Annotated in this window: 21 protein-coding genes; 7 read left to right on the forward strand and 14 right to left on the reverse strand. The window is 44.8% G+C overall.

Annotated features, from left to right (window positions below):
* The first annotated feature begins 120 nt into the window (after nucleotides 1-120).
* Complete coding sequence (locus OSCIL6407_RS0119350; protein WP_019487564.1) at nucleotides 121-1416, forward strand: quinone-dependent dihydroorotate dehydrogenase; 1296 nt, start codon at nucleotides 121-123, stop codon at nucleotides 1414-1416.
* A 119-nt stretch (nucleotides 1417-1535) separates the two neighbouring features.
* Nucleotides 1536-2339 carry a SanA/YdcF family protein gene (locus tag OSCIL6407_RS0119355; protein ID WP_007354621.1) on the forward strand — a complete coding sequence of 268 codons (804 nt, stop codon included), beginning with the start codon at nucleotides 1536-1538 and terminating at the stop codon, nucleotides 2337-2339.
* A gap of 128 nt (nucleotides 2340-2467) precedes the next feature.
* Here OSCIL6407_RS0119355 and OSCIL6407_RS0119360 read toward each other — a convergent pair whose 3' ends face one another.
* A complete protein-coding gene (locus OSCIL6407_RS0119360) occupies nucleotides 2468-2707 on the reverse strand; it encodes a hypothetical protein (RefSeq protein ID WP_007356305.1) in 240 nt (79 codons plus the stop codon).
* Nucleotides 2708-2974: 267 nt separating this feature from the next.
* On the opposite strand from OSCIL6407_RS0119360, the gene OSCIL6407_RS0119365 reads away from it, so the two are divergent.
* Complete coding sequence (locus tag OSCIL6407_RS0119365) at nucleotides 2975-3613, forward strand: transaldolase family protein (RefSeq protein ID WP_007356307.1); 639 nt, start codon at nucleotides 2975-2977, stop codon at nucleotides 3611-3613.
* A 63-nt stretch (nucleotides 3614-3676) separates the two neighbouring features.
* On the opposite strand, the gene OSCIL6407_RS32795 is transcribed toward OSCIL6407_RS0119365, so the two are convergent.
* From OSCIL6407_RS32795 to tmk, 3 genes are all read right to left on the reverse strand, one after another.
* Nucleotides 3677-3964, reverse strand: a complete 288-nt coding sequence (locus OSCIL6407_RS32795; protein WP_083811316.1) for a sensor histidine kinase — start codon at nucleotides 3962-3964, stop codon at nucleotides 3677-3679.
* Complete coding sequence (locus tag OSCIL6407_RS0119370) at nucleotides 3960-4919, reverse strand: DNA polymerase III subunit delta' (protein ID WP_007356309.1); 960 nt, start codon at nucleotides 4917-4919, stop codon at nucleotides 3960-3962. Before OSCIL6407_RS0119370 ends, OSCIL6407_RS32795 begins: the two co-directional genes overlap by 5 nt.
* 293 nt (nucleotides 4920-5212) lie before the next feature.
* Complete coding sequence (gene tmk, locus OSCIL6407_RS0119375) at nucleotides 5213-5866, reverse strand: dTMP kinase (protein ID WP_007356310.1); 654 nt, start codon at nucleotides 5864-5866, stop codon at nucleotides 5213-5215.
* Between the two features lie 99 nt (nucleotides 5867-5965).
* Here tmk and OSCIL6407_RS0119380 point away from each other — a divergent pair, with 99 nt between their 5' ends.
* A complete protein-coding gene (locus OSCIL6407_RS0119380; protein ID WP_007356311.1) occupies nucleotides 5966-6313 on the forward strand; it encodes a hypothetical protein in 348 nt (115 codons plus the stop codon).
* A gap of 33 nt (nucleotides 6314-6346) precedes the next feature.
* On the opposite strand, the gene OSCIL6407_RS0119385 is transcribed toward OSCIL6407_RS0119380, so the two are convergent.
* From OSCIL6407_RS0119385 to OSCIL6407_RS0119405, 5 genes are all read right to left on the reverse strand, one after another.
* Nucleotides 6347-8824: a heavy metal translocating P-type ATPase gene (locus OSCIL6407_RS0119385; protein ID WP_026103783.1), complete on the reverse strand. Its 2478-nt coding sequence runs from the start codon at nucleotides 8822-8824 to the stop codon at nucleotides 6347-6349.
* 116 nt (nucleotides 8825-8940) lie between these two features.
* Complete coding sequence (locus OSCIL6407_RS0119390; RefSeq protein ID WP_007356388.1) at nucleotides 8941-9639, reverse strand: helix-hairpin-helix domain-containing protein; 699 nt, start codon at nucleotides 9637-9639, stop codon at nucleotides 8941-8943.
* 220 nt (nucleotides 9640-9859) lie between these two features.
* A complete protein-coding gene (locus OSCIL6407_RS0119395; RefSeq protein WP_007356389.1) occupies nucleotides 9860-10207 on the reverse strand; it encodes an NINE protein in 348 nt (115 codons plus the stop codon).
* A 308-nt stretch (nucleotides 10208-10515) separates the two neighbouring features.
* Nucleotides 10516-10728 (reverse strand): hypothetical protein, encoded by a 213-nt coding sequence (locus OSCIL6407_RS0119400; RefSeq protein WP_007356390.1) that lies wholly within the window; start codon nucleotides 10726-10728, stop codon nucleotides 10516-10518.
* Nucleotides 10729-10874: 146 nt separating this feature from the next.
* Nucleotides 10875-12461 (reverse strand): CPBP family intramembrane glutamic endopeptidase, encoded by a 1587-nt coding sequence (locus OSCIL6407_RS0119405; protein ID WP_007356391.1) that lies wholly within the window; start codon nucleotides 12459-12461, stop codon nucleotides 10875-10877.
* 192 nt (nucleotides 12462-12653) lie between these two features.
* Between OSCIL6407_RS0119405 and OSCIL6407_RS0119410 the strand changes: the two genes are divergently transcribed.
* Both OSCIL6407_RS0119410 and OSCIL6407_RS0119415 read left to right on the forward strand, forming a co-directional pair.
* A complete protein-coding gene (locus OSCIL6407_RS0119410) occupies nucleotides 12654-13997 on the forward strand; it encodes a histidine phosphatase family protein (RefSeq protein WP_026103784.1) in 1344 nt (447 codons plus the stop codon).
* A 374-nt stretch (nucleotides 13998-14371) separates the two neighbouring features.
* Entirely contained in the window at nucleotides 14372-15739 is a 1368-nt protein-coding gene (locus tag OSCIL6407_RS0119415; protein WP_007353066.1) for a dihydroorotase, read from the forward strand.
* 166 nt (nucleotides 15740-15905) lie between these two features.
* On the opposite strand, the gene lepB is transcribed toward OSCIL6407_RS0119415, so the two are convergent.
* Nucleotides 15906-16520 carry a signal peptidase I gene (lepB, locus tag OSCIL6407_RS0119420; RefSeq protein WP_007353067.1) on the reverse strand — a complete coding sequence of 205 codons (615 nt, stop codon included), beginning with the start codon at nucleotides 16518-16520 and terminating at the stop codon, nucleotides 15906-15908.
* Between the two features lie 224 nt (nucleotides 16521-16744).
* Between lepB and OSCIL6407_RS0119425 the strand changes: the two genes are divergently transcribed.
* Entirely contained in the window at nucleotides 16745-18076 is a 1332-nt protein-coding gene (locus tag OSCIL6407_RS0119425) for a dihydroorotase (RefSeq protein WP_007353068.1), read from the forward strand.
* A 13-nt stretch (nucleotides 18077-18089) separates the two neighbouring features.
* Here OSCIL6407_RS0119425 and OSCIL6407_RS0119430 read toward each other — a convergent pair whose 3' ends face one another.
* From OSCIL6407_RS0119430 to OSCIL6407_RS0119445, 4 genes are all read right to left on the reverse strand, one after another.
* On the reverse strand, nucleotides 18090-18416 hold the full coding sequence (locus OSCIL6407_RS0119430; protein ID WP_007353069.1) for a hypothetical protein: 327 nt from the start codon (nucleotides 18414-18416) through the stop codon (nucleotides 18090-18092).
* Nucleotides 18406-18795, reverse strand: a complete 390-nt coding sequence (locus tag OSCIL6407_RS0119435) for a hypothetical protein (protein ID WP_007353070.1) — start codon at nucleotides 18793-18795, stop codon at nucleotides 18406-18408. Before OSCIL6407_RS0119435 ends, OSCIL6407_RS0119430 begins: the two co-directional genes overlap by 11 nt.
* Nucleotides 18796-18838: 43 nt before the next feature.
* Entirely contained in the window at nucleotides 18839-19288 is a 450-nt protein-coding gene (locus OSCIL6407_RS0119440; protein ID WP_007353071.1) for a bifunctional alanine racemase/tRNA (adenosine(37)-N6)-threonylcarbamoyltransferase complex ATPase subunit type 1 TsaE, read from the reverse strand.
* A gap of 88 nt (nucleotides 19289-19376) precedes the next feature.
* Nucleotides 19377-20777 carry a gluconeogenesis factor YvcK family protein gene (locus OSCIL6407_RS0119445; RefSeq protein ID WP_007353072.1) on the reverse strand — a complete coding sequence of 467 codons (1401 nt, stop codon included), beginning with the start codon at nucleotides 20775-20777 and terminating at the stop codon, nucleotides 19377-19379.
* Nucleotides 20778-20954 lie beyond the last annotated feature (177 nt).

Consider the following 20954-nt stretch of genomic DNA (forward strand, 5'->3'; position numbering starts at 1 on the left):
AACGAATAATAATGATTAGCAATAATACCTAATAGTAGAATTAATACTTTGGGGCTATTTTTCTTTCATTTTTTATTTTTACTTACTTTTTGCTGACTTAATTACTCTAGGATAGATAACTTGGATATTTATAAATTGGCTCTACGCCCTCTTTTATTTTCTGGATTAAAAGCCGATCCTGAGTGGCTGCACGATCGCCTGATGGAAATAATCGACTTTTTGGGTAAAGCTGATAGTAGTGGGCCAGTGCGTCCGCTTCTAGTTCAATTAGAGCAATCTTTGGGTAAGAAAGATACTCGTCTAGAACAAACCCTCTGGGGACTGAGGTTTAAAAATCCTGTGGGTTTGGCTGCGGGTTTTGATAAAAATGCTTTCGGGGCTGGTATTTGGGAAAGCTTTGGTTTTGGCTTTGCGGAAATGGGCACTGTAACTTTGCAAGCTCAACCGGGGAATCCTCGCCCTCGCTTGTTTCGCTTGGGGACGGATAGTGCAGTCTTAAATCGTATGGGGTTTAATAATCAAGGCGCAGTCGCGATCGCAACTCGCTTAGAAGGATTGAGGAGAGGGGAGCGGGGGAGCGGGGGAGCGGGGGAACTCTTGAGCGGGGGAGCAGGGGAGCAGGGGAGCGGGGGAGATGGGGAGGATGGGGAGGATAGGGAGGATTTAACTTCCTCATCTCCCTCATATCCCCCATCTCCTCTGCTCCCCCGCCCCCCTGCTCCCCTGCTCAAGAGTTCCCCATTCCCGTTAGGGATCAATCTTGGTAAATCTAAGGTGACACCCCTAGAAGAGGCTTCGACAGACTATTTAGGGAGTTTTAAGTTGCTCAAGGATTGGGGGGATTATTTTGTGGTAAATGTGTCGTCACCTAATACGCCAGGGCTGCGATCGCTTCAAGATGCCGACCAATTAAGCACAATTTTAGAGGGATTACAACAGGAAAATCGCGCTCTTAAGCCAATTTTAGTCAAGATTGCGCCCGATTTGGAGTGGGAGGCGATCGCATCTGTCATTAAATTAGCTCAAACCTACGAACTCGCAGGTATTGTCGCTACTAATACTACTATCCGCCGCGATGGACTCAAAACTCAAATATTGCCGCAAACGGGCAAACACATAAGCGAAGAAGCTGGAGGGATTAGCGGTACTCCCGTGCGCGATCGCTCTACAGAAGTGATACGGTTTATTTGGCAGCAAACTCAAGGCCAATTGCCAATTATTGGCGTGGGCGGTATTTTTACCGCTGAAGATGCTTGGGAAAAAATCGCGGCTGGGGCAAGTTTAATTCAAGTTTATACTGGTTGGATTTATGAGGGGCCCTGGATGGTGCGGCGGATTTTAGAGGGATTGTTACAAAAGTTGGAAGAAAGAGGTTTGAGTTGTATTTCTGAGGCCATAGGAATAGACGCAAATTAAAACTATAAATAGAAATAATGTAGGGTGGGCGCTCGCCTCAACCATCTATCGATGAAAGTAACAAGCTCGAAGTTGCGAGCGCCCACCAAACCCGCTGGCTGTAGCAGAGTTTTAGAGAAATGGTATTATATGAAATGACAGACAAGCGCAACTATGTACCTAAAAATCAATCTCAGTCTTGGGAAAATTACATAAATCCCGTTTCTAATTCTACTTTTTGCCTTTTACTGATAACCTTTGATTCTATGCTATCTAAATGGTTTTTACTGCAAGGGCGCTCTATTTTTTTGTTATTGATAGGGTTGGCAATCCTAACACCGATAGGGTTAAACTATTATGTAAAAATATTTACCAATTCCTACCGCTACAACGATCCTGCCAATATTCCCCCTGAAAATGTTGCCATCGTTTTTGGAGCCGGAGTCTGGGCAGATGGCACACCTTCCCCAATGTTAGCAGATCGAGTGCAGGCAGCCGTCGATCTATACAAACTGGGTCGTATTCGCAAAATCTTAATGACAGGAGATAACAGCAGCCCTTACTACAATGAGGTGAAAGCAATGATGATTTACGCTGAGGAAAAAGGTGTACCAAACAGCGATATCACTTTGGATTATGCAGGCTTCAGCACTTACGAAAGTTGCTATCGGGCGAAAGAAATTTTTGGTGTGAAACAAGCCGTTTTAATTACGCAATCTTATCACTTACCACGCGCTGTTTACACTTGCCGTGCGTTAGGGGTAGAAGCAGTGGGTTTAGGAACACCTGATTGGGGAAAATTCCGAAATAATTCTATGATTCAGTATAGCGTGCGCGAGGTATTTGCAGTGGTCAAGGCGCTCTGGGAGGTTCACATTACTCGTCCAAAACCCACTTTTATGGGGTCATTTGAGGGGATTCCAGGAATAGAAGATCGTAATTAAAAATGTAAGACAAATATCTTGACAGTTAAGACATTTTGAGTTCCACCAAACTCGCTGATTCTATTCCCATCTCCCCCATCTCCCCCACCTCCCCCATCTCCCCTATCTTCCTCTTCTTTCCCTAGCCCCTAGCCCCTAACCGCCTTGGCGGTTGCGATATCTGCCAGAGCCCAAGTTAAACTTGTCATCGCTAAACGGGCAAAAGCTTTCACACGCTCGTTTTGGGCAGATTCAATGATTTCAATTACGGTTGTCGGTTGAATAGTCATAGGTAATTCCTGGGCGGTTTCCGCTGAGTCTTCTAACTGAGATTTTGCACAAGATTCCGGTAAGCTAACTATCGGTATTTGATTTAGTTCTGTGGTCATAGTCGGAACCACCTCCTTGAGTTCTTCCAGACATACCACTATCTACAATGATGCTCTATTTCTATCCGGTATTTGGTGATGAAAATTTATGGATACCGTGACAATTCTCTAAACTCTCAGTGACCCATATCACTAAAATCTTATTTTTACTTAATCCTAATTTTTGACCAATACTGGTATAGTTAAATTCACTAGCCAATCATTCAACCGTACTCTCTAGCGGTAATTCAGAGTTTGGCAACTGCAAAACTGAGGGGCAAACAAAAAATGGCAATTTATCTAGATTCCGCTATTATATCTGAAGCTCAAGCAGCGAGTAAGTTCGGTTGGATATCGGGAATTACTACTAATCCCACACTTTTAGCGAAGACAAATTTACCACCAGATACGACACTTCAGAAACTGGCACAACTGATTTCTGGGGAGATATATTATCAGCTTATGGCCTCTGATTTTGAGGGTATGGTAGCAGAAGGAAAAGCGGCATTTGCATTAATTGGACGGCAAACCGTGCTCAAGGTTCCGGCGACGGCGGCGGGTTTCCAGACAGTGGCCTATTTGTCGCCGGAGATTCCTTGTGCGGTGACGGCGATATACGGTGCGTCGCAGGCGGCGGTATCCGCAGCAGCGGGGGCTAAATATGCGATCGCTTATGTGAATCGCGCCACCAGGCTTTTAGGGGACGGTTTCGCCTTAGTGCGGGATATGGCAAGTGTACTCAGGGGAAGCAATACGGAGATTTTGGCCGCGAGTGTGAAATCACCAGCAGAAGCAGTGGCAACTTTACAAGCGGGTGCAAACCATTTGACGCTACCATTTGACGTATTGCAGGCGATGGCAGTTCACGAGTTATCGCAGCAAACTGTTGATGAATTTGCAAAGAATGGTCGGGGAATTTTGGGGTGAGCTCGTGTCGGATTGATTAATTTTTGTATCATTTCCAATTCAAAGTTTGTTCTCGTTACTTTTTCAATATTGGCGCGATCTTGAGTGGTGCGGAAGCGCGATCGCAAACTCAGTACCCACACCCAAAGTTGAATTACAAGTCAATTGATCGCCGTGTTTTTCCACCACAATCGAATAACTAATTGACAACCCCAAACCTGTACCACTGCCGATCGGCTTCGTAGTAAAAAATGGCTCAAATATCTTATTTCGTACTGACTCACTTATACCTACACCATGATCTTTAATGCGGATCGGTATCTTTTCTGGATCGGGAATTTCAGTCCGAATAATAATGGTAGGTTTTCTAATTAATCATGCTCATCAACGTACATTCCCAAACTAATCTTGACTGAACATAACCAAGTAAATATTGCCGCGCTTTCTCTAATATTTGAACGGGAGATTTTCTGATTTCTCCTGACAAAAATTGCCTCCAGTAACAATGTTGCAAATAATCTACTAACCACAATTGAGCTTCTGAATCTAAATTTTTATCAATTTCTCTTGCTAATTCCAAAGCTTCCCGAATGCTCTCAGGTAGCTGCTGCACCTTCCGCAGCAAATTTTCAGGAATATCCCCAAGTTGCTGCCAAATTTCTATTGCTTCGCCGGGACTTCCCTGAGCCATTGCCATGATCTCTGGATGTGATACAATTTCCTGATTTCCAGTTTTCTGTAATACCTGCTTCATGGCATTTTTATCTAACCGATAAAACGGTATTCGTTGACACCTTGATACTAAAGTTGGCAATAAAGATTCAAAGCCAGGGGCAATTAAAATTAGCGTCGCTTTTCCCGGTTCTTCTAAAGTTTTAAGTAATCCATTTGCTGCACTTTCAGCCATTGTTTCTGCCTGTTCTAATACTACGACAGATCGCGATGCTTCTAAGGGTGGGCGACCGAGAAATTGTCCGATTTCTCGAATTTGTTCTAAGCGAATTTGCGGCGGTGCTTTTCGCTTCAATCCTGCGGCTTCTGCTTCTTTTGCTGATAATCGTTTACCTTGATGTAGATAAGTTGGTTCTATCCAGAGCAAATCGGGGTGATTGCGTTCTTGTATGCGTTTTTGGAGAGTAGCGATTGCTTTTGTATCGCCAAAGTTAGTAGAGAATAAAAGCTCAATAAAACACTGAGCTGCTAAACTTCTCCCTACGCCGCGAGTACCAGCAAATAAATACCCAGGAGCAATTCGATTTTTAGCAACTGCCTGAGTTAACAATTCTACTGCTTGATTTTGACTGATGATTGGTGCAAAATAATTCATTATAGTTGTTAATTGTTAGTTGTTAATTGTTAATTTTGGGTTGTTATTAGTTAGTTAGTTGTTATTAGCTTCTGTCATTGCGAACGAAGTGAAGCAATCGCAAGGTCTGTAAGTCGCTAGACAGATATTGTGTGTCATCCTTAGCCAATTCAAGTACAATTCCGCTCAATTAACTTGTATCAACCCTAGAATTGAGTTTAAGCTATTGCGATTGCTTCGCTGCGCTCGCAATGACAACTAAGAGCCAACAACTAACAACTAACCACTAACAACTACCTACTAACTACTAACTACTAACAATTATATCCCCAATCTTTTAACTTGCGGGTGAAAATATGATGAATTTCCTCTGAAACTTCCTCTTCGCTACGATTAGCATCTACCCGGATAATGCGATCGCGATTTGCAGTAGCTAAGTCAGCAAAGCCTTGCTGTACCCGCCGATGAAATTCTAAATCAGCTTGCTCAATGCGATCGCTTACTCCCCGACGCTTCACGCGACGCAAACCTACCTCTACCTCAAGATCCAGCCACAAAGTTAAATCGCTTTGTAACCCCAGCGTTGCAATTTCATTGAGTTGGTTAATTAAACTCAAACTCAAACCGCGACCATATCCTTGATAAGCGATCGTTGAGTCAGTAAAGCGATCGCACAAAACTATCGACCCCTTCGCTAACTCAGGTTTGAGTACAGCCTCGACGTGCTGAGCTCTATCCGCCGCGTATAGCAGTAATTCCGCGCGATCGCAGATATTTTCCCCCCCTGACTCCAATAGTAACCCTCGTAACCCTTTCCCTAAATCCGTACCTCCTGGTTCGCGAGTCACCACAATTTGTGGAACTTTGCAATGGTTCTCCTTTGACAACAACCAAAGCCGCGATCGCTCGATTTGCGTTGTTTTTCCGCTCCCTTCGACCCCCTCAAATACAATTAACTTACCGTCCATTTTCTTATCCTCATGCCCCAATACATTGTTACTGCTCTGTAGTTCTCTGTCTTCTTCGATATGATGGGGAGGTTTGATGCCTCACGCCTGGAGTTTCCTATGGCTCGCTATACTGGTTTCTTTATCGTCGCCGTTCCTATTGAACGCCTCCGGCAATTAGTAATCGAGATTTTAGTCTCTTGCGATCTTGATATTATCTACGATAGTGGAGACTATCTGATGGCTCGCGAACTACCTGGTCAAGTTTCTATTCCTAAACTTGTCACTGCGGAAGTTCTCATTGATAAAAGCTCAAATTCTCAATCAGAAGTCCGCATGGATTTAGTAATAAAAAATGAGGAACTGCCGCTGAAATCTAACAATCACTGCCGTCAAATGTTCGAGCTTGTGAGTGAGTTGATCGTTAAGAACCGTCACTGGCAACTCCTTGAAAGCATGGGAATCTAGATAATTAAAAATTAAAAATAGGATCTCTAATTTTTAATTTTTAATTACTTTCTGGCGTAGTAGCAAAGAGTTGGTCACAACACTTACAGAACTAAAAGCCATAAAAGCACCTGCTGCTGCGGGACTAAGTGCCAGACCGAAAGTTGGGAGCAAAATGCCAGCCGCGATGGGAATTCCCAAGATATTATAAGCAAAAGCCCAAAACAAATTCTGCCTAATTTTGTTGAAAGTAAGACGACTTAGGTAAATAGATTCGACAACATCACCTAAAGTATCTCGCATTAAGACTATTTGAGCAGTTTCTACTGCTGCATCTGTACCTGCTTGCATCCCAATCCCGACATCTGCTTGAGCCAAAGCGGGGGCATCATTAATACCATCTCCCACCATTGCTACTTGATGACCTTCAGCTTGCAAAGCGGCGATCGCATCTGCCTTACCTTGGGGTCTAACTTCTGCGAGAATATCATCAGACCCGATATCTAATTGTTGCGCGATCGCGAAAGCCACCTCTCGCCGATCGCCCGTCACCAGCATTACCCTCAATCCCATACTTCGCAACTTCTCTATAGTTGTTTTAGCATCAGGTCTGAGAGTGTCACTAACAGCAATTACCCCCACGAAAACGCCTGCTACAGCCACATAAACCAAAGTTTTGCCTTCGAGAGAGGTGAGCGAAGACATCTCTGCGAACACGCCATATTGCCTCAACCAGTCGGCATTACCTGCAAGTACGCGATCGCCCTCTACCAAAGCCGAAATCCCTAAACCCGGTTCCGTGTAGAAATCCTCAGCCAAAAGCAGAGATAAACCTTGCTGTCTAGCTTCCTGCAAAATCGCCTCAGCCAAAGGATGAGAAGTACCACTTTCTACCGTAGCCGCAATTTGTAGCAACCATTGAGCATCAGAAATCGGCAATTCTTCATTTTTCCCCCCTTCTTCCTCCCCTCTTCCTTCTTCTTCCTCCCCTCTTCCTTCTTCCTTCTTCCTTCTTCCTTCTTCCTTCTTCCTTCTTCCTTCTTCCTTCGCTATACAATCCGTTACTTTCGGACTACCTGTAGTCAGGGTTCCAGTTTTGTCAAAAATAATAGTATCGAGTTGGTGTACCCGTTCCAAAACATCGCCACCTTTAATTAATAAACCCCGTTCCGCCCCCATACCAGAACCAACTAAAATAGCAGTAGGGGTAGCGAGTCCTAAAGCACAAGGACAAGCGATCGCTAAAACTGCGATCGCCAACTTCAAACTTAATAACGCTGGCGACAGCGGGCCCTGAATCATATTCATCCCCGCATGGTTCATACTAATGGCCGTATGTTCTAAAAGTACCTCCGGCCAGATATGAGTCCCTGCGAAATACCAAAATAGGAAAGTTAAAGTAGATATCGTCATTACGCTATAGCAAAAATAGCCAGCGACAGTATCAGCTAAATATTGAATAGGTGCTTTCCGAGTTTGGGCAGTTTCTACTAAAGCTACAATTTGGGCTAGAGTTGTCTCTTTACCAGTGCGAGTTGCCCGCATTACGATCGCCCCAGATTGATTCAGCGTACCCGCCGCAACTGCATCTCCTCTCTGTTTAAAAACGGCTACAGACTCACCAGTAAGCATTGACTCATCTACCGTCGTCGTACCCTTACAAACTTCGCCATCTACGGGAATTTTTTCCCCCGGTAATACCTGCAACCATTCTCCTACACGCACGCGATCGGCTGGAATTTCAACTGTTAGCAGGGTAAGGGGTAATTCGGAATTTTCCTCTGAACCTGTGTTTTCTTGAGGTTTAGCAACTAAATTGGCCGTTGCTGGCTGTAGGGAAATTAAAGCTTGAAGGGCCGATGCTGCACGTCTTTTGGCTTGTTGTTCCAGGGTTTTTCCTAATAAAATAAAGCCCAAAAGCATTACTGGTTCGTCAAAGAAACATTCCCATCCCATCTGCGGAAATAAGAGGGCGATGACGCTGGCACTGTAGGCTGTAAAAGCACCTAAGCCTACGAGAGTGTTCATGTTGGGGGAATTGCGCCATAGTCCACGCCACCCATCAATTAAGATAGCGCGTCCGGGGAATAGTAGGGCCGCAGTCGCTAGGCCGCAATGGAACCAGATATTGCTGAAAATTGGGGTTTCTGTTCCTACTAGATGGCCTAAACCGGATAGTAGGATCAGGGTAAGTGCGATCGCCAACTGCCAAATCTGCTGTCTAATTTCTTGGCGGCGACGTTCAACGATCGCAGCTAATTGTTCTTGCTGATGCTCAGCATAGCGCGGCTGAGTTGGAAATCCCGTATCTGTTAACTTTTTAGCAATGGCAACTGCATCAACAACTCCCGCTTTGCCCTCAATTGCAGCCACTTCAGTTGCCAGGTTGACGCGGGCAGAAATTACGCCCGGTTGCTGTTTTAACTGTCTTTCTACAGCAGCTACGCAACCTGCACATTTCATACCTCCAATATCAAGAGTAATTATTTCTGGGGGTGAGGAATCTGCTAGGATTTCTGGGGAAGATTGCATGAGATTTTCTCGCAGTTTAATATCTTTTTTAGATGGTGGGCAAAAGCCTAAGTCCCTACTGTACTTCATAAACGTGAAATCTTTTGTATCATCGATCAGAAAACAGCCTAAAAATCTTATACAATATCGCGATAACTATGAAATGGTAATCCCGTCCGTCGCTTGACATCCATTACTGATTTATATTCCCCTTTTCGCCGCCTTTCTTCAAAGATTTTTTTGGCAACTGCTGGTTCAATACCGCAATCAATTAGTTCTTCTCCTGAAAGTATATTTAAGCGCTTCCAAGTTAAAAGGGCTTCTTTTTTGTAATCATAGCTGAATGTCACCATTGGCGCGATCCGTTTCACCTGACTCTCTGGAATTCCCGCGATTTCTGAGAGTTCCTCTAAATGGGTAAAAATATATCCTTCATTCTGCAATGATTCTATGTCGTTCGCGTAGACAATCGGCAATCCCAAAACGTTGACAATATCGTTTTTGGAACAATCGTTAATATCTATTTTACCACGAATATTCGCAATCAATGTTGCAGTATTTTCATCTTGAGGAATTAGCAAATTTCTGGGAGAAGTCTTGATCAGATAGCGCTTTTTTAAAGAGAAGGCAGTGACAATTTGAGCCAGCCATAGGATCGCTGATAGATTGGTTGAAGATAATGCTAATGCTGCGATCGTCAAAGCTACACCACCAGCAACCCAGCTAGGAGTGTTAGATTTTTGACCTGCATAGGCGATCGCGAGTCCTCCGAAACCGGGGAAAAAAGACCACCAAACCCACTTCGGCACTTGCTGTAACAAGGAATCTTGCGACACTTTCAATCCACCTTTAACAACTTTTAGTTTTATAGCAAACGCCAAGACAGTTAGAACACTCGCTTATAGCTGAAACCATCGATTCTATTTCCCTCTTCCCCTGACTCTTTAACCCTCTAACCCTAGCTTATTTTCTTCATTGGGATCGGATTTGTTCTCCCCACTCTAACCCTCTTACCCTAGCCCCTAGCCCCTAGCCCCTTCTTCCCCTAGCCCCTTCTTACAAATCTTTCAAAAGTTTTTGGCGTTTCTCTTCATATTCTTCTGCTGTGATCGCACCCATATCATAAAGTTTTTTCAGGTCTGCTAAAGCACCAGTTACATCTTTAGCCGATCTTAATGAGTTCCCACCCCCTGGCAAGCTGCCGCCGTTATATTTAGCCTGAAATGCTTGATCTGACATCAAAACTAAGCCGATAAAGTCAAAAAATGAGATAATTGCTGGGATGAATGTCCAACAAAAAAGCAAGTACAATACTCCCGCAAAGTTGTACCCTAAATAAAATTTATGAATCCCTATTCCCCCTAAAAAGAAAGTTAGTAAAATCGCTACACTTTTATCTTTCATCGTTTTTACCTCTTGCCTCACATTTTAACATTCAAGCTAGGTATAGCAACCGCCACAACGGTTAGGACACTCGCTCATGGATCAAACCATTGATTCTCTTCCCTTCTTTCCCTTCTTTCCCTTCTTTCCCTAGCCCCTAGCCCCTAGCCCCTAGCCCCTAACCGCCCTGGCGGTTGCTATAACAGTACCGATTTTAGTTGGGACTATCCCATTTTTGCAAATATTATGTATAGGCGTAAGCGATTCCGGTAGCAAATCTTTGACGATCGCTAATAAATTATCGACGGTCATGCTTCGCCATTACTACTTTAACGTTTCTTACTTCTGGCTAGTTTTGACATCAAAAAATATATTAAAACTATACCAGCTTGAGCTTCAAGCAGCACCAAGTAGCCTTTCAAGAAATAATTGAGGTCGCTGGCTGAGTTTAAAGAAAATACTACAATGCCTAATGCTGCGTATGGCAACAGACGCATCCAAGTGGATTTTCCTTCAAACTTGCGACTATCTACATTACTCATGATTTTGCTGCCTCATCCTTACTAAAATTTACACAAAAATTAGCAAGGGGTCAAGTTGCTGAACAGTTGCAGCTACACTTTTAGCATAGGTTTTTCGGAAAAAACGCAAAAGTTTACATTTATTCCCTTAGTCTAACTCTTGTGATTCAAGTTGTGCCGCTACCCAAGATAAATAAGCTGAGGAGAGTGCCGCTATTCCACAGGCTGTGAAGTAACATGGGAGCTAGGAGGTTGCGCGATCGCGTGTAAACAAACCCCAAAATCATGCCCAAAGTCGCCAACGGTAGAACTTCCGAAGCATTCAAGTGCGCGATCGCAAACACGAATCCGCTAAGGGCGATCGCCCCCCAAATAGGCAAGTAGCGAGTCAGAGAAGGCAGCAGAAACCCTCGAAAGATGATTTCCTCAAAAAGTGGGGCCGCGATCGATGCCGTAGCGAAAAACACCGCTAAAGCTATCCCATCCTTACTTTCCAATGCGATCGGTAAAATGGGATTACTCCCACCTTTACCTTGCCATATTTGCTGATTAATTAGGGATACCAAAATCACCAACGGCAGCGCGACAAAATAGCCTCCCAAGCCCCACAAAAACCAACTTCCTCCTAATTTAACTTCAAACCAACCTTTAGGTAGGGGCAAAAACGGTTTTACACAGAGGAAAAGTACCAAAATTCCTCCAGCAGCCAACAATACATAATTAGCAAGAATATAAAAAGCCTTAGTGCGGGCATCAAAGGTAGTAGGATTAAGCTGAAGGAATGCTAAGGCTAAAGGTACTAACAAAGGGATTAAGATTTGCCCCACAAAGAAGAAGCCGAAAACGAGAACTTCCCAAATAGTTTCCCCATCCCAAGGGGTATCCCAAGCTAAACTTCCATTGCGTAACAGAATTGGGCCAGAAGCAGGATTTGCCGGATCGGACTGTTTTCGAGACACCAACCATTGAATCCCTAAAAATACCAGTAACCCGATACCGATTAAAAATCCCAACCCTGGAATACCAGTTACAATTGCTAATTTTCCTACAGCTTGTTGAGCGATAAATTGCTCAGATGCTTGTAGCGATCGCAACTCCTGGGAACGTTCCTGCAATTGATATAATTGACTCAGCGCTCTGTAGCGAAACCAGCCATCTAAATGCTTTTGAATTTGCGGCTGTGCATCGGGGAACAATTGAGCTGGGTTACTCCAAAGACCTGCTAAAATTTTAGCAGTTTCCGCCGACTCATCGGTAGAAATCCGCTCGCCTTCTCCCTTAATTACATCTTCCCAAGTTTTGAGAGCAGCATCCGTTGTGCCATTTTGTACCTGCAATAATCCCAATCTTACGCCAAGTTCAGCACTCAAACGCTTTAAGCTATTAATCTCAGCTTGTAACTGTTGGCGGTTAGCTAGCTGTAATTCGGGATTAGCTAACTCCTGTAATTTCTTTTCTAGAGTCGTTTTAGCAGATTGTTGAGCTTCTTGATATTGCTTCAAAGCTGCTTTGAAGGGTTCATCACCGACGAGAGTTGTCCGGGCAGTGGTTAGATTAGAACTAGAGCTATTTTCTCCTTGCCATTCCGCAGCGTGGAGCAGTAAGTTGGTCTGGTATAGTTCAAGTCGGCTTTGAATTTGTGGCTGATTCCAGCTTTGGAGTAAGGATAGGCCGACAAGGGCGATCGCCCCTACGGTTAAAATTACTAAAATCAACCGTTTCACTGTTTCTAAAATCGACCGCTTTTCTGTCATCGGATTCTCCAGCTTGCCTCTGTTAACCGTATTTCAGCACAAAATCTGTCTGAATATACCTAATTTATGGAATTATCGCGCAACCCATCCCCGCCCATCACCGGCAAAAAAACTAAAAAATAGTCCCCTCAACAGGTAAAATCTGGTATAGAATTATTTCCCCGTCCCAGCCGCTCACTTGGAGGATGAACCCTGAGTACCCGCGTAATCCTAGTCCGTCACGGCCAAAGCAGCTTCAACAAAGAGCGCCGCATCCAAGGCCGTCTCGATAAATCCGTATTGACAGAAAAAGGCTGCACTGCCGCCAATCAAGTAGGCGCTATACTGGGATCTATCGCCTTTGAAAGTGCCTATTGCAGCCCCTTGCAACGGGCAAAACAAACAGCCGAAATCATCCTCTCCTGCTTTGACACCCCACCCCCTTTGCAGGCAACAGAGCAAATCATGGAAATAGATTTGCCCCTCTGGGCAGGGATGTTACGCCAAGATGTACTAGACAAATTCCCAGAAGACTACCGCTGCTGGCAAGAAAAACCAGACAAATTTTCGATGGTGGTGTCATCAAATGAAGGACAAATCGAATACTTTCCCGTATTAGCAGTCTTTGAAAGTGCTCGCCGATTTTGGCAAGATGTTCTGCCCCGCCACAACGGAGGCACAATTTTAGTAGTAGCCCACAATGGTATTAACCGCGCTTTAATCGGTACTGCCTTGGGCATTCCCCCTGCTTACTACCATTCCATCCAGCAATCTAACTGCGGTATAACTGTTCTGAATTTTGCACCCCCGTTAGCTACTGGGGATTTAGGTGCAGTCCAGCTAGAATCAATGAATCTCACTTCCCACGTTGGCGAAATTTTCCCTAAACCCAGGGAAAATCATCACGGCCCGCGTTTGTTGCTAGTGCGTCACGGCGAAACCGACTGGAATAAAGCTGGCAAGTTTCAAGGACAAATTGATGTTCCTCTCAATGACAATGGTAGAGAACAGTCGCGGCGGGCTGCTGAGTTTCTCAAAGAGGTTAAACTAGATTTTGCGATTAGTAGTTCCATGCTGCGCCCGAAGGAAACCGCTGAGATTATCCTGCAACATCATCCAGAGATAGAATTGCAGCTAAATAATGAACTCAGAGAAATTAGTCATGGACTTTGGGAAGGAAAGTTTGAAAGTGAAATTGAGCAATCCTATCCGGGTCTTTTAGATGAGTGGAAAACGGCTCCCCAAAATGTGCAAATGCCAGAAGGAGAAAATTTGCAGCAAGTTTGGGAAAGAGCGATCGCAGCTTGGCAAAAAATCGTTGCCTCTGCTTCTGGTACTGGCATTGTTGTCGCCCACGACGCGATTAATAAAGCTATTCTCTGTCATTTGTTTGGCTTAGAACCGGAGCATTTTTGGAAGTTTAAGCAGGGAAATGGGGCCGTCACTGTAATTGATTATCCCAATGGCCCAGAGGGTCTACCGGTGTTGCAAGCGATGAATATTACTACTCACTTGTCAGGAGGTATCCTTGACAAAACTGCCGCAGGAGCTCTGTAAATTTTAACTAGGGGCTAGGGGCTAGGGGCTAGGGGCTAGGGAAGAGGGAAAAGTCTATTGGGCGATTGAAATCGCCGCTACACGAACAAAGTCCGCCTGCGCGGACTGTAGAAATAATTGTAACCCGCGTAGGCGGGTTTCGTCTGTGTAGATGCGGTTTCAACCGCTTTCAGCGGTTAGGGGTTAGGGGCTACGATGCTCAGGATTAGGGGAAGAAGGGGAAGATGGGGAAGATGGGGAGGATGAGGGAGATGGGGGAGATGGATAGTTAGCAATTAGCAATTACCAATTAGCAATTAGCAATTAGCAATTAGCAATTACCAACTAACAACTAACAACTAACAACTAACAACTAACAACTAACAAGTGCTATTATGAATTGTGAACTGCTGCAACAAGTGCGGGTGTTAGATCCCGTTTCTGGAACCGATAAAATTGCTGATGTTCTGATCGCAAACGGTGATATTAAAACAATTCAGGAAAGTATTTCTGACTGGCCGCCAGATACTCAAGTACGGGAATGCCAAGGTCTAATTTTAGGGCCTGGATTGGTGGATATTTACAGCCACAGCGGGGAACCGGGGTTTGAAGAACGGGAAACTCTGGAATCTTTAATCAAAGCTGCGGTGGCTGGTGGGTTTACGCGGTTGGCGATTTTACCGACGACGACACCGCCGTTAGATCGTCCGGGGGGTTTAGCTTTGCTAAAATCTAAAGTCTCCAATCCGCAGGCTCGAATCCAATTCTGGGGTGCTCTTACCTTGGGTTTAGAAGGGCAACAGATGGCAGAGCTGGCAGATTTGGCGGATTCGGGGGTAATCGGGTTTACTGATGGTTTGCCGCTGTCTAATCTGGCTCTAGTGAGACGTTTGTTGGAATATGTGAAGCCTTTTGATTTGCCTGTGGCTTTTTGGCCGTGCGATCGCAGATTAGCAGGAAATGGGGCTGCCCGTGAGGGAGTGCAGTCAATTACTTTGGGTTTGCCCGGAAATCCCGCGATCGCAGAAACTTCGGCTTTAGCAGCTTTATTGGAATTAGTTGAGGCGACGGGTACTCCTGTCCATATTATGCGCGTTTCTTGCGATCGCAGTGTCGAACTCATTAAAACCGCTAAGAAACGAGGATTACCTGTAACTGCGAGTACAACTTGGATGCACTTATTGTTAAATACGGATGCGATCGCCGGGATTGGGGAGTGGGGGAGCGGAGGAGCGGGGGAGATGGGGAGCAGGGGAGCGGGGGAGCAGGGGAGCGGGGGAGATGGGGAGTGGGGGAGATTTTCCTTTCCTTATGACCCTAGTTTACGCTTAGAACCACCTTTAGGTAATCCTGATGACCAATTAGCGTTAATTCGAGGGGTGAAGGAGGGAGCGATCGATGCGATCGCTATTGACCACAGTCCCTATACTTATGAAGAAAAGACCGTTGCCTTTGCAGATGCTCCCCCAGGGGCGATCGGCTTAGAATTAGCATTGTCTTTACTGTGGCATAAATTAGTTGAGACAGGCCAATTGTCTGCTTTGGAATTGTGGCGGGTTTTAAGTGCAGGGCCATCCCTTTGTATCAGACAAACTCCCGCCGTCGCAGTACCCGGAATCTCTGCGGAATTGACTTTGTTTAACCCTCAACAGAGTTGGAAAGTCGAACAGGCAAGCCTCAAATCCCTCTCTGTAAATACCCCTTGGTTAGGTCAACAACTTATCGGCAAAGTTGTGAAAACATGGAACCGCCAAGGCGGTTAGGGGCTAGGGACTAGGGGCTAGAGGCTAGGGAAGAGATGGGGAAGATGGGGGAGAGGGAGGAGATGGGGAAGGTAAGTAGGAGGGATTAGCCATTACCAATTACCAATTATCAATTACCAATTATCAATTACCAGTTAACAGTTAACAGTTAACAGTTAACAGTTAACTATTTCGTTTTAGTGGGATAGAGAGGATCGGGATTTACATATCCAGCACGATTAGGAGGCCAAAAACGCACAACTGCACGGCCGATGATATTGCCGCTAGGGACAAAACCCCAGTAATGGCTGTCACAGCTAGCATTGCGGTTGTCGCCGAGCACTAAGTAAGAATTTTTGGGTACGATCGCAGGCCCATAGGGGTAATGCGGGATTTCTTCAATATACTTTTCCTGAATAGGCTGATTATTGATGTAGACCTTTCCCTCCTTAACCTCCACCTGTTCTCCAGGTAGTCCGATTACTCGCTTAATATAAGCATCTTTCAGTGGGGGTGGCTGTCCCGTACACAGACTCGCAGAGTCGGGAGGCATGAATACCACAATATCTCCCCGTTCCGGCTCTTGAAAGCGGTAACTCAGCTTATCTATAATCAGGCGATCGTTAATCTGCAACGTTGGCAGCATTGAGCCTGTAGGAATGTAGCGAGCTTCAGCAACTAAGGTACGGATGCCAAAGGCCAAGACTGCTGCTAAGCCAATCGTCTTGAGTCCTTCTATCCAGGGATTTTCGCGGTCTTGAGAGGAATTATCATCTGCTGCTGGCTTGTCTGGACGAGGCATAAGCTTTTAATGACTGGACTGGGTACAAATTATAACAGAATGGCATGAAAACCCTCTGAACTTTAGTTCAGAGATGAAAGACCGTAACAGGACTTTTTCACCTGCCTCTGGACAATTCTATTGCTATTTGTATGTGAATACTATAAATTATAACAATTAACAGTTAACAGTTAACCGTTAACCGTTAACTGTTAACCCTTAACAATTAACTTTAGCTCAAAATTATGCCAACACCGTCAAGCCTGCTTATTCGCCGCGCTCGTATCCTTTTACCTAACGGTGAGTTGATGACGGGCGATGTTGGGATATGCGGTGGAGAAATAGTCCAAGTCGCGTCTGAAATCCCTAGCCTTGATGGAGGTGTTGACAGAGAAATAGACGCGAATGGTTTAACTTTGTTACCAGGAGTTATTGACCCGCAAGTACACTTCCGAGAACCAGGGTTAGAACACAAGGAAGATTTGTTTACAGCTAGCAGTGCTTGTGCAAAGGGTGGCGTGACATCATTTCTAGAAATGCCAAATACGCGGCCGCTGACTACTACTCAAGCTGCTTTAGATGATAAGCTCAGGCGTGCCGCTGAAAAGTGTTTAGTTAATTATGGTTTTTTTATCGGCGCAACTGCTGAAAATTTGCCCGATCTACTAGATGCTCATCCGACACCAGGGATTAAGATTTTTATGGGTTCGATGCACGGCCCGTTATTGGTGGGTGGGGAAGAGAAGTTAGAGGCAATTTTTAGTAATGGCAAGCGGTTAATTGCCGTTCATGCTGAAGACCAAGCTAGAATTGAACAAAGGCGGCAGGAATTTGCAGGAAGTATAGATCCTGCTATCCACTCACAAATTCAGGACAATGAAGCGGCTTTATTAGCGACTAAGTTGGCTTTAAAATTATCGCATAAATATCAAAGACGGCTGCATATACTGCATTTATCGACTGGGGAAGAAGCCGAGTTATTGCGTGAAGATAAACCGAGTTGGGTAACGGCAGAAGTTACGCCACAACACTTGTTGTTAAATACAAGTGCTTATCAGCAAATTGGGACGCTAGCTCAGATGAATCCGCCTCTACGATCGCCGCAAGATAACCAAATTCTCTGGCAAGCTTTACTGGACGGCGTAATTGATTTTATCGCCACAGATCACGCACCCCATACTTTAGAAGAAAAGGCTAAAGTTTATCCAAATACGCCTTCAGGGATGCCTGGAGTTGAGACTTCTTTGCCTTTAATGCTGACGCAAGCTATGGAGGGAAAATGTACAGTTGCCCAAGTTGCTAACTGGATGTCTGCGGCTGTAGCTAAGGCTTATAAGATTCCGAATAAGGGTGCGATCGCGGCTGGTTATGATGCGGATTTAGTGTTAGTAGACTTAGAGAATTATCGCCCTGTTTTGCGGGAAGAATTATTGACAAAGTGTGGTTGGAGTCCCTTTGAAGGCTGGAATTTGACTGGGTGGCCGAGCGTGACTATCGTGGGAGGTCAAGTAGTTTATGAACAAGGGAAATTGAATACAAATGTTAGGGGAAAAGCCTTGACATTCGATCCAGATTAAGCATGAATACAGTTTATACATTGGAGATAATTGGGCTGAGATTTTGGGGACTAATTCTCTGTAAGTGTTTAAAAATTTTCTCTCTGAGCTCAGGAAGATCGCAATGAATAGAAATGCCTGCCATAGAATCCCATGCTAATGTCACTAGACGGTCTTCAATCTTGAAGTCTATGTAAATTTGGTCTATTCCCATAACTAATTCTTCAGTTTTGATGGCTGAAAAATTTTCTATGAAAATTTTTTCAAGTCGCTCGAGACATGATTCGTTTTCATCTTCTGTCTCGACAACTATCATTAACTCGTCAGGTTTGACGTAATGGGGAACTTGTCTAATTTTCATTTTTTTGCTCTTTTTCTACACCAAATCGTCGATTGTATTGGGGATTTGTTCTCGTGGCACTCTCAATGATTTCCTCCCAAGTCTTATTTTGTATATTGCGGAGATACTCAAAAGTAGGGCCGAGCTCATTACCGTACAGTTCAAGATTCCGCCTGTAAATTACTTCTCGTTGTGGAAGTGGAGTTAGGTCTTTATATTTTACCCCAATCTCTCGCCGCAGTCTATATACCTCTATGGCTATCTCTTCATCAGTTCTCCCAACCGCCCGAAGTTCTGTAACTATTGATGTTAGAGCCTTTACTTCTTCGACATAAGCTGCTCGAAGTTGTCTAAGTTGTGAGTCGTCAAAGGGTTGGTTGGGATTGGAGATATCAGTCATGGGATTGTTTGTTTAATGGTAAACTTGAAACAAATAAAAAATCTCAAATCTCCAATTTAAAATCCGCTAATTCTCCAATCCCAACTATCTCAACTTGCCGCCCCCGATCCTGATAAGTCAAACAAATCTGCAAATAATTATCAGGTTTATATTGTAACCTTTCTGCCCATTCAATGGCCACAATTCCCAGAGGCATTTCTATCCCTTCCCAGTAAGCTTGTAAATTTAATGTCTCCACTTCCCTAATTTCCAATCGATACAAATCCAAGTGATAAAGAGGAACGCGACCATCTAAATACTCATTAATTATGGTAAAAGTGGGACTATCAATCGAGTCTTTAATTCCCAATCCTGCACCGATTCCTTGAACTAGGCTAGTTTTGCCCGCACCTAAATCTCCTTCTAATAAAATTACGCTACCTGGGGGGAGCGATCTCCCCAATGCCATCCCTAAACAGCGCGTGGCCTCAGCATTTGGCAGAGAGATTTTCATATTCAAGCCCCGATAACAGTTATTGAGTACAAAGGAATTGTCAAGGAATTGTCTATGTTTCTAACTCAAAGCTACATTCCAAGTCCAATTAATTATTTTGAGCCTTGCTGTACCATCGTAACAGGACTCTTGCTAACCGCTGAGAATTGTGCCGCACTAAACCAGTTTTCTCATCTTCATCCATAACATTAGTGAAAACTATTCTCCGTCCTAATCTCGTGATTTCCTCGCGGTCTAAAATAACTGGATTGCAGCCTTCTAGAGAGTAGCGAATTATGGCTTTTGCAGAAGGAACTTTGCGTTGTACTACTACTGCATCAAATAGCTGTTGACCGCAGGCGTTATCAATAGCGCGGATGTGGTCGGCGACAGTATATCCTTGAGTTTCGCCGGGTTGGGTCATAATGTTGCAGACATAAATGCGGGGAACTTGGCGAGATGCGATCGCCTCTGCGATTTCAGATACTAAAAGATTCGGAATTACACTCGTGTAGAGACTACCAGGGCCAATAATAATATAATCAGCTTCTTTAATTGCTTGTAAAGCTCTTGGCAATGCTGGAGGATTAGCCGGAGTGCAGCCAATTTTGAGAATTTTACCATTAGCTTCTGTAATGCTGGATTCGCCATCAATTCTGCGACCGTCGGCTAATTCCGCCCACAGATGAACGTCGCTGAGAGTAGCAGGGAGTACTTGTCCTCTAACGGCTAAGACTTTAGAACTAGCTGCGATCGCCTGTTCCAAATCTCCAGCAATATCGCTCATCGCCGTTAAAAATAAATTCCCAAAACTGTGACCAACTAAACCGTCACCGGCCCGAAACCGATATTGAAACAATTCAGTTAATAACTTTTCTTCATCTGCCAAAGCTGCCAAACAGTTGCGAATATCTCCCGGTGGCAAAACCCCAATTTCCCGGCGCAATCGCCCAGAAGAGCCGCCGTCATCTGCTACGGTGACGATCGCTGTAATATTAGCGCTGTAATCTTTAAGTCCCCTCAACAAAGTAGAAAGACCTGTACCACCACCGATCGCCACAATCTTCGGCCCTCGGTGCAAGCGGCGGTGATTGAGAAGGCGATCGACCAATTCCTCGTCCCCTTCTGGCATCAGCACGCTTGTAATCGAGTTCAAGCTACGGTTTTGACCCCAAAGGATGAAAAGAATACCCCCGATGAGCATCAGTGGGCCGGAGATATAATTGGGTACGACGGCCGTAATCCATCCCAAAAAATGTTTGAGGAACTGAAGGGTGTAAAAAATTGGGGTCATTCCAGTCCAAATCGCTAGGCCCAGACTGGTGAGGATTACGCCCCCCGCACTTAAAAGCAGCCAGCGTTTCACCAGCAATCCAGGGGCCAACCACTTAAACCACTGGTACACGCGACCAACACGGTATGAGCGGCTGGAACGGTCAGGATGCAGAGCAAAGGTCTGTTTTGCTTTAACAAGGGCGCGGAGAGCTTTAGGAAGCGAACTAATTGACATGGTGAATTAGTCTCAGAGGTATGAGAACAGCTTGAGCTGACAAATTTACCATACAGGACTGTTTGGATTCTGGCAGGTTAAAGGAGGAGATGGGGGGATGGGAGGTGGGGGGATGGGGAGGATGGGGGAGATGGGGAAGATGGGGAGGATGGGGGAGATGGGGAAGATGGGGAGGAT

Origin of the sequence: Kamptonema formosum PCC 6407, assembly GCF_000332155.1 — a bacterium.
GTDB lineage: Bacteria > Cyanobacteriota > Cyanobacteriia > Cyanobacteriales > Microcoleaceae > Kamptonema > Kamptonema formosum.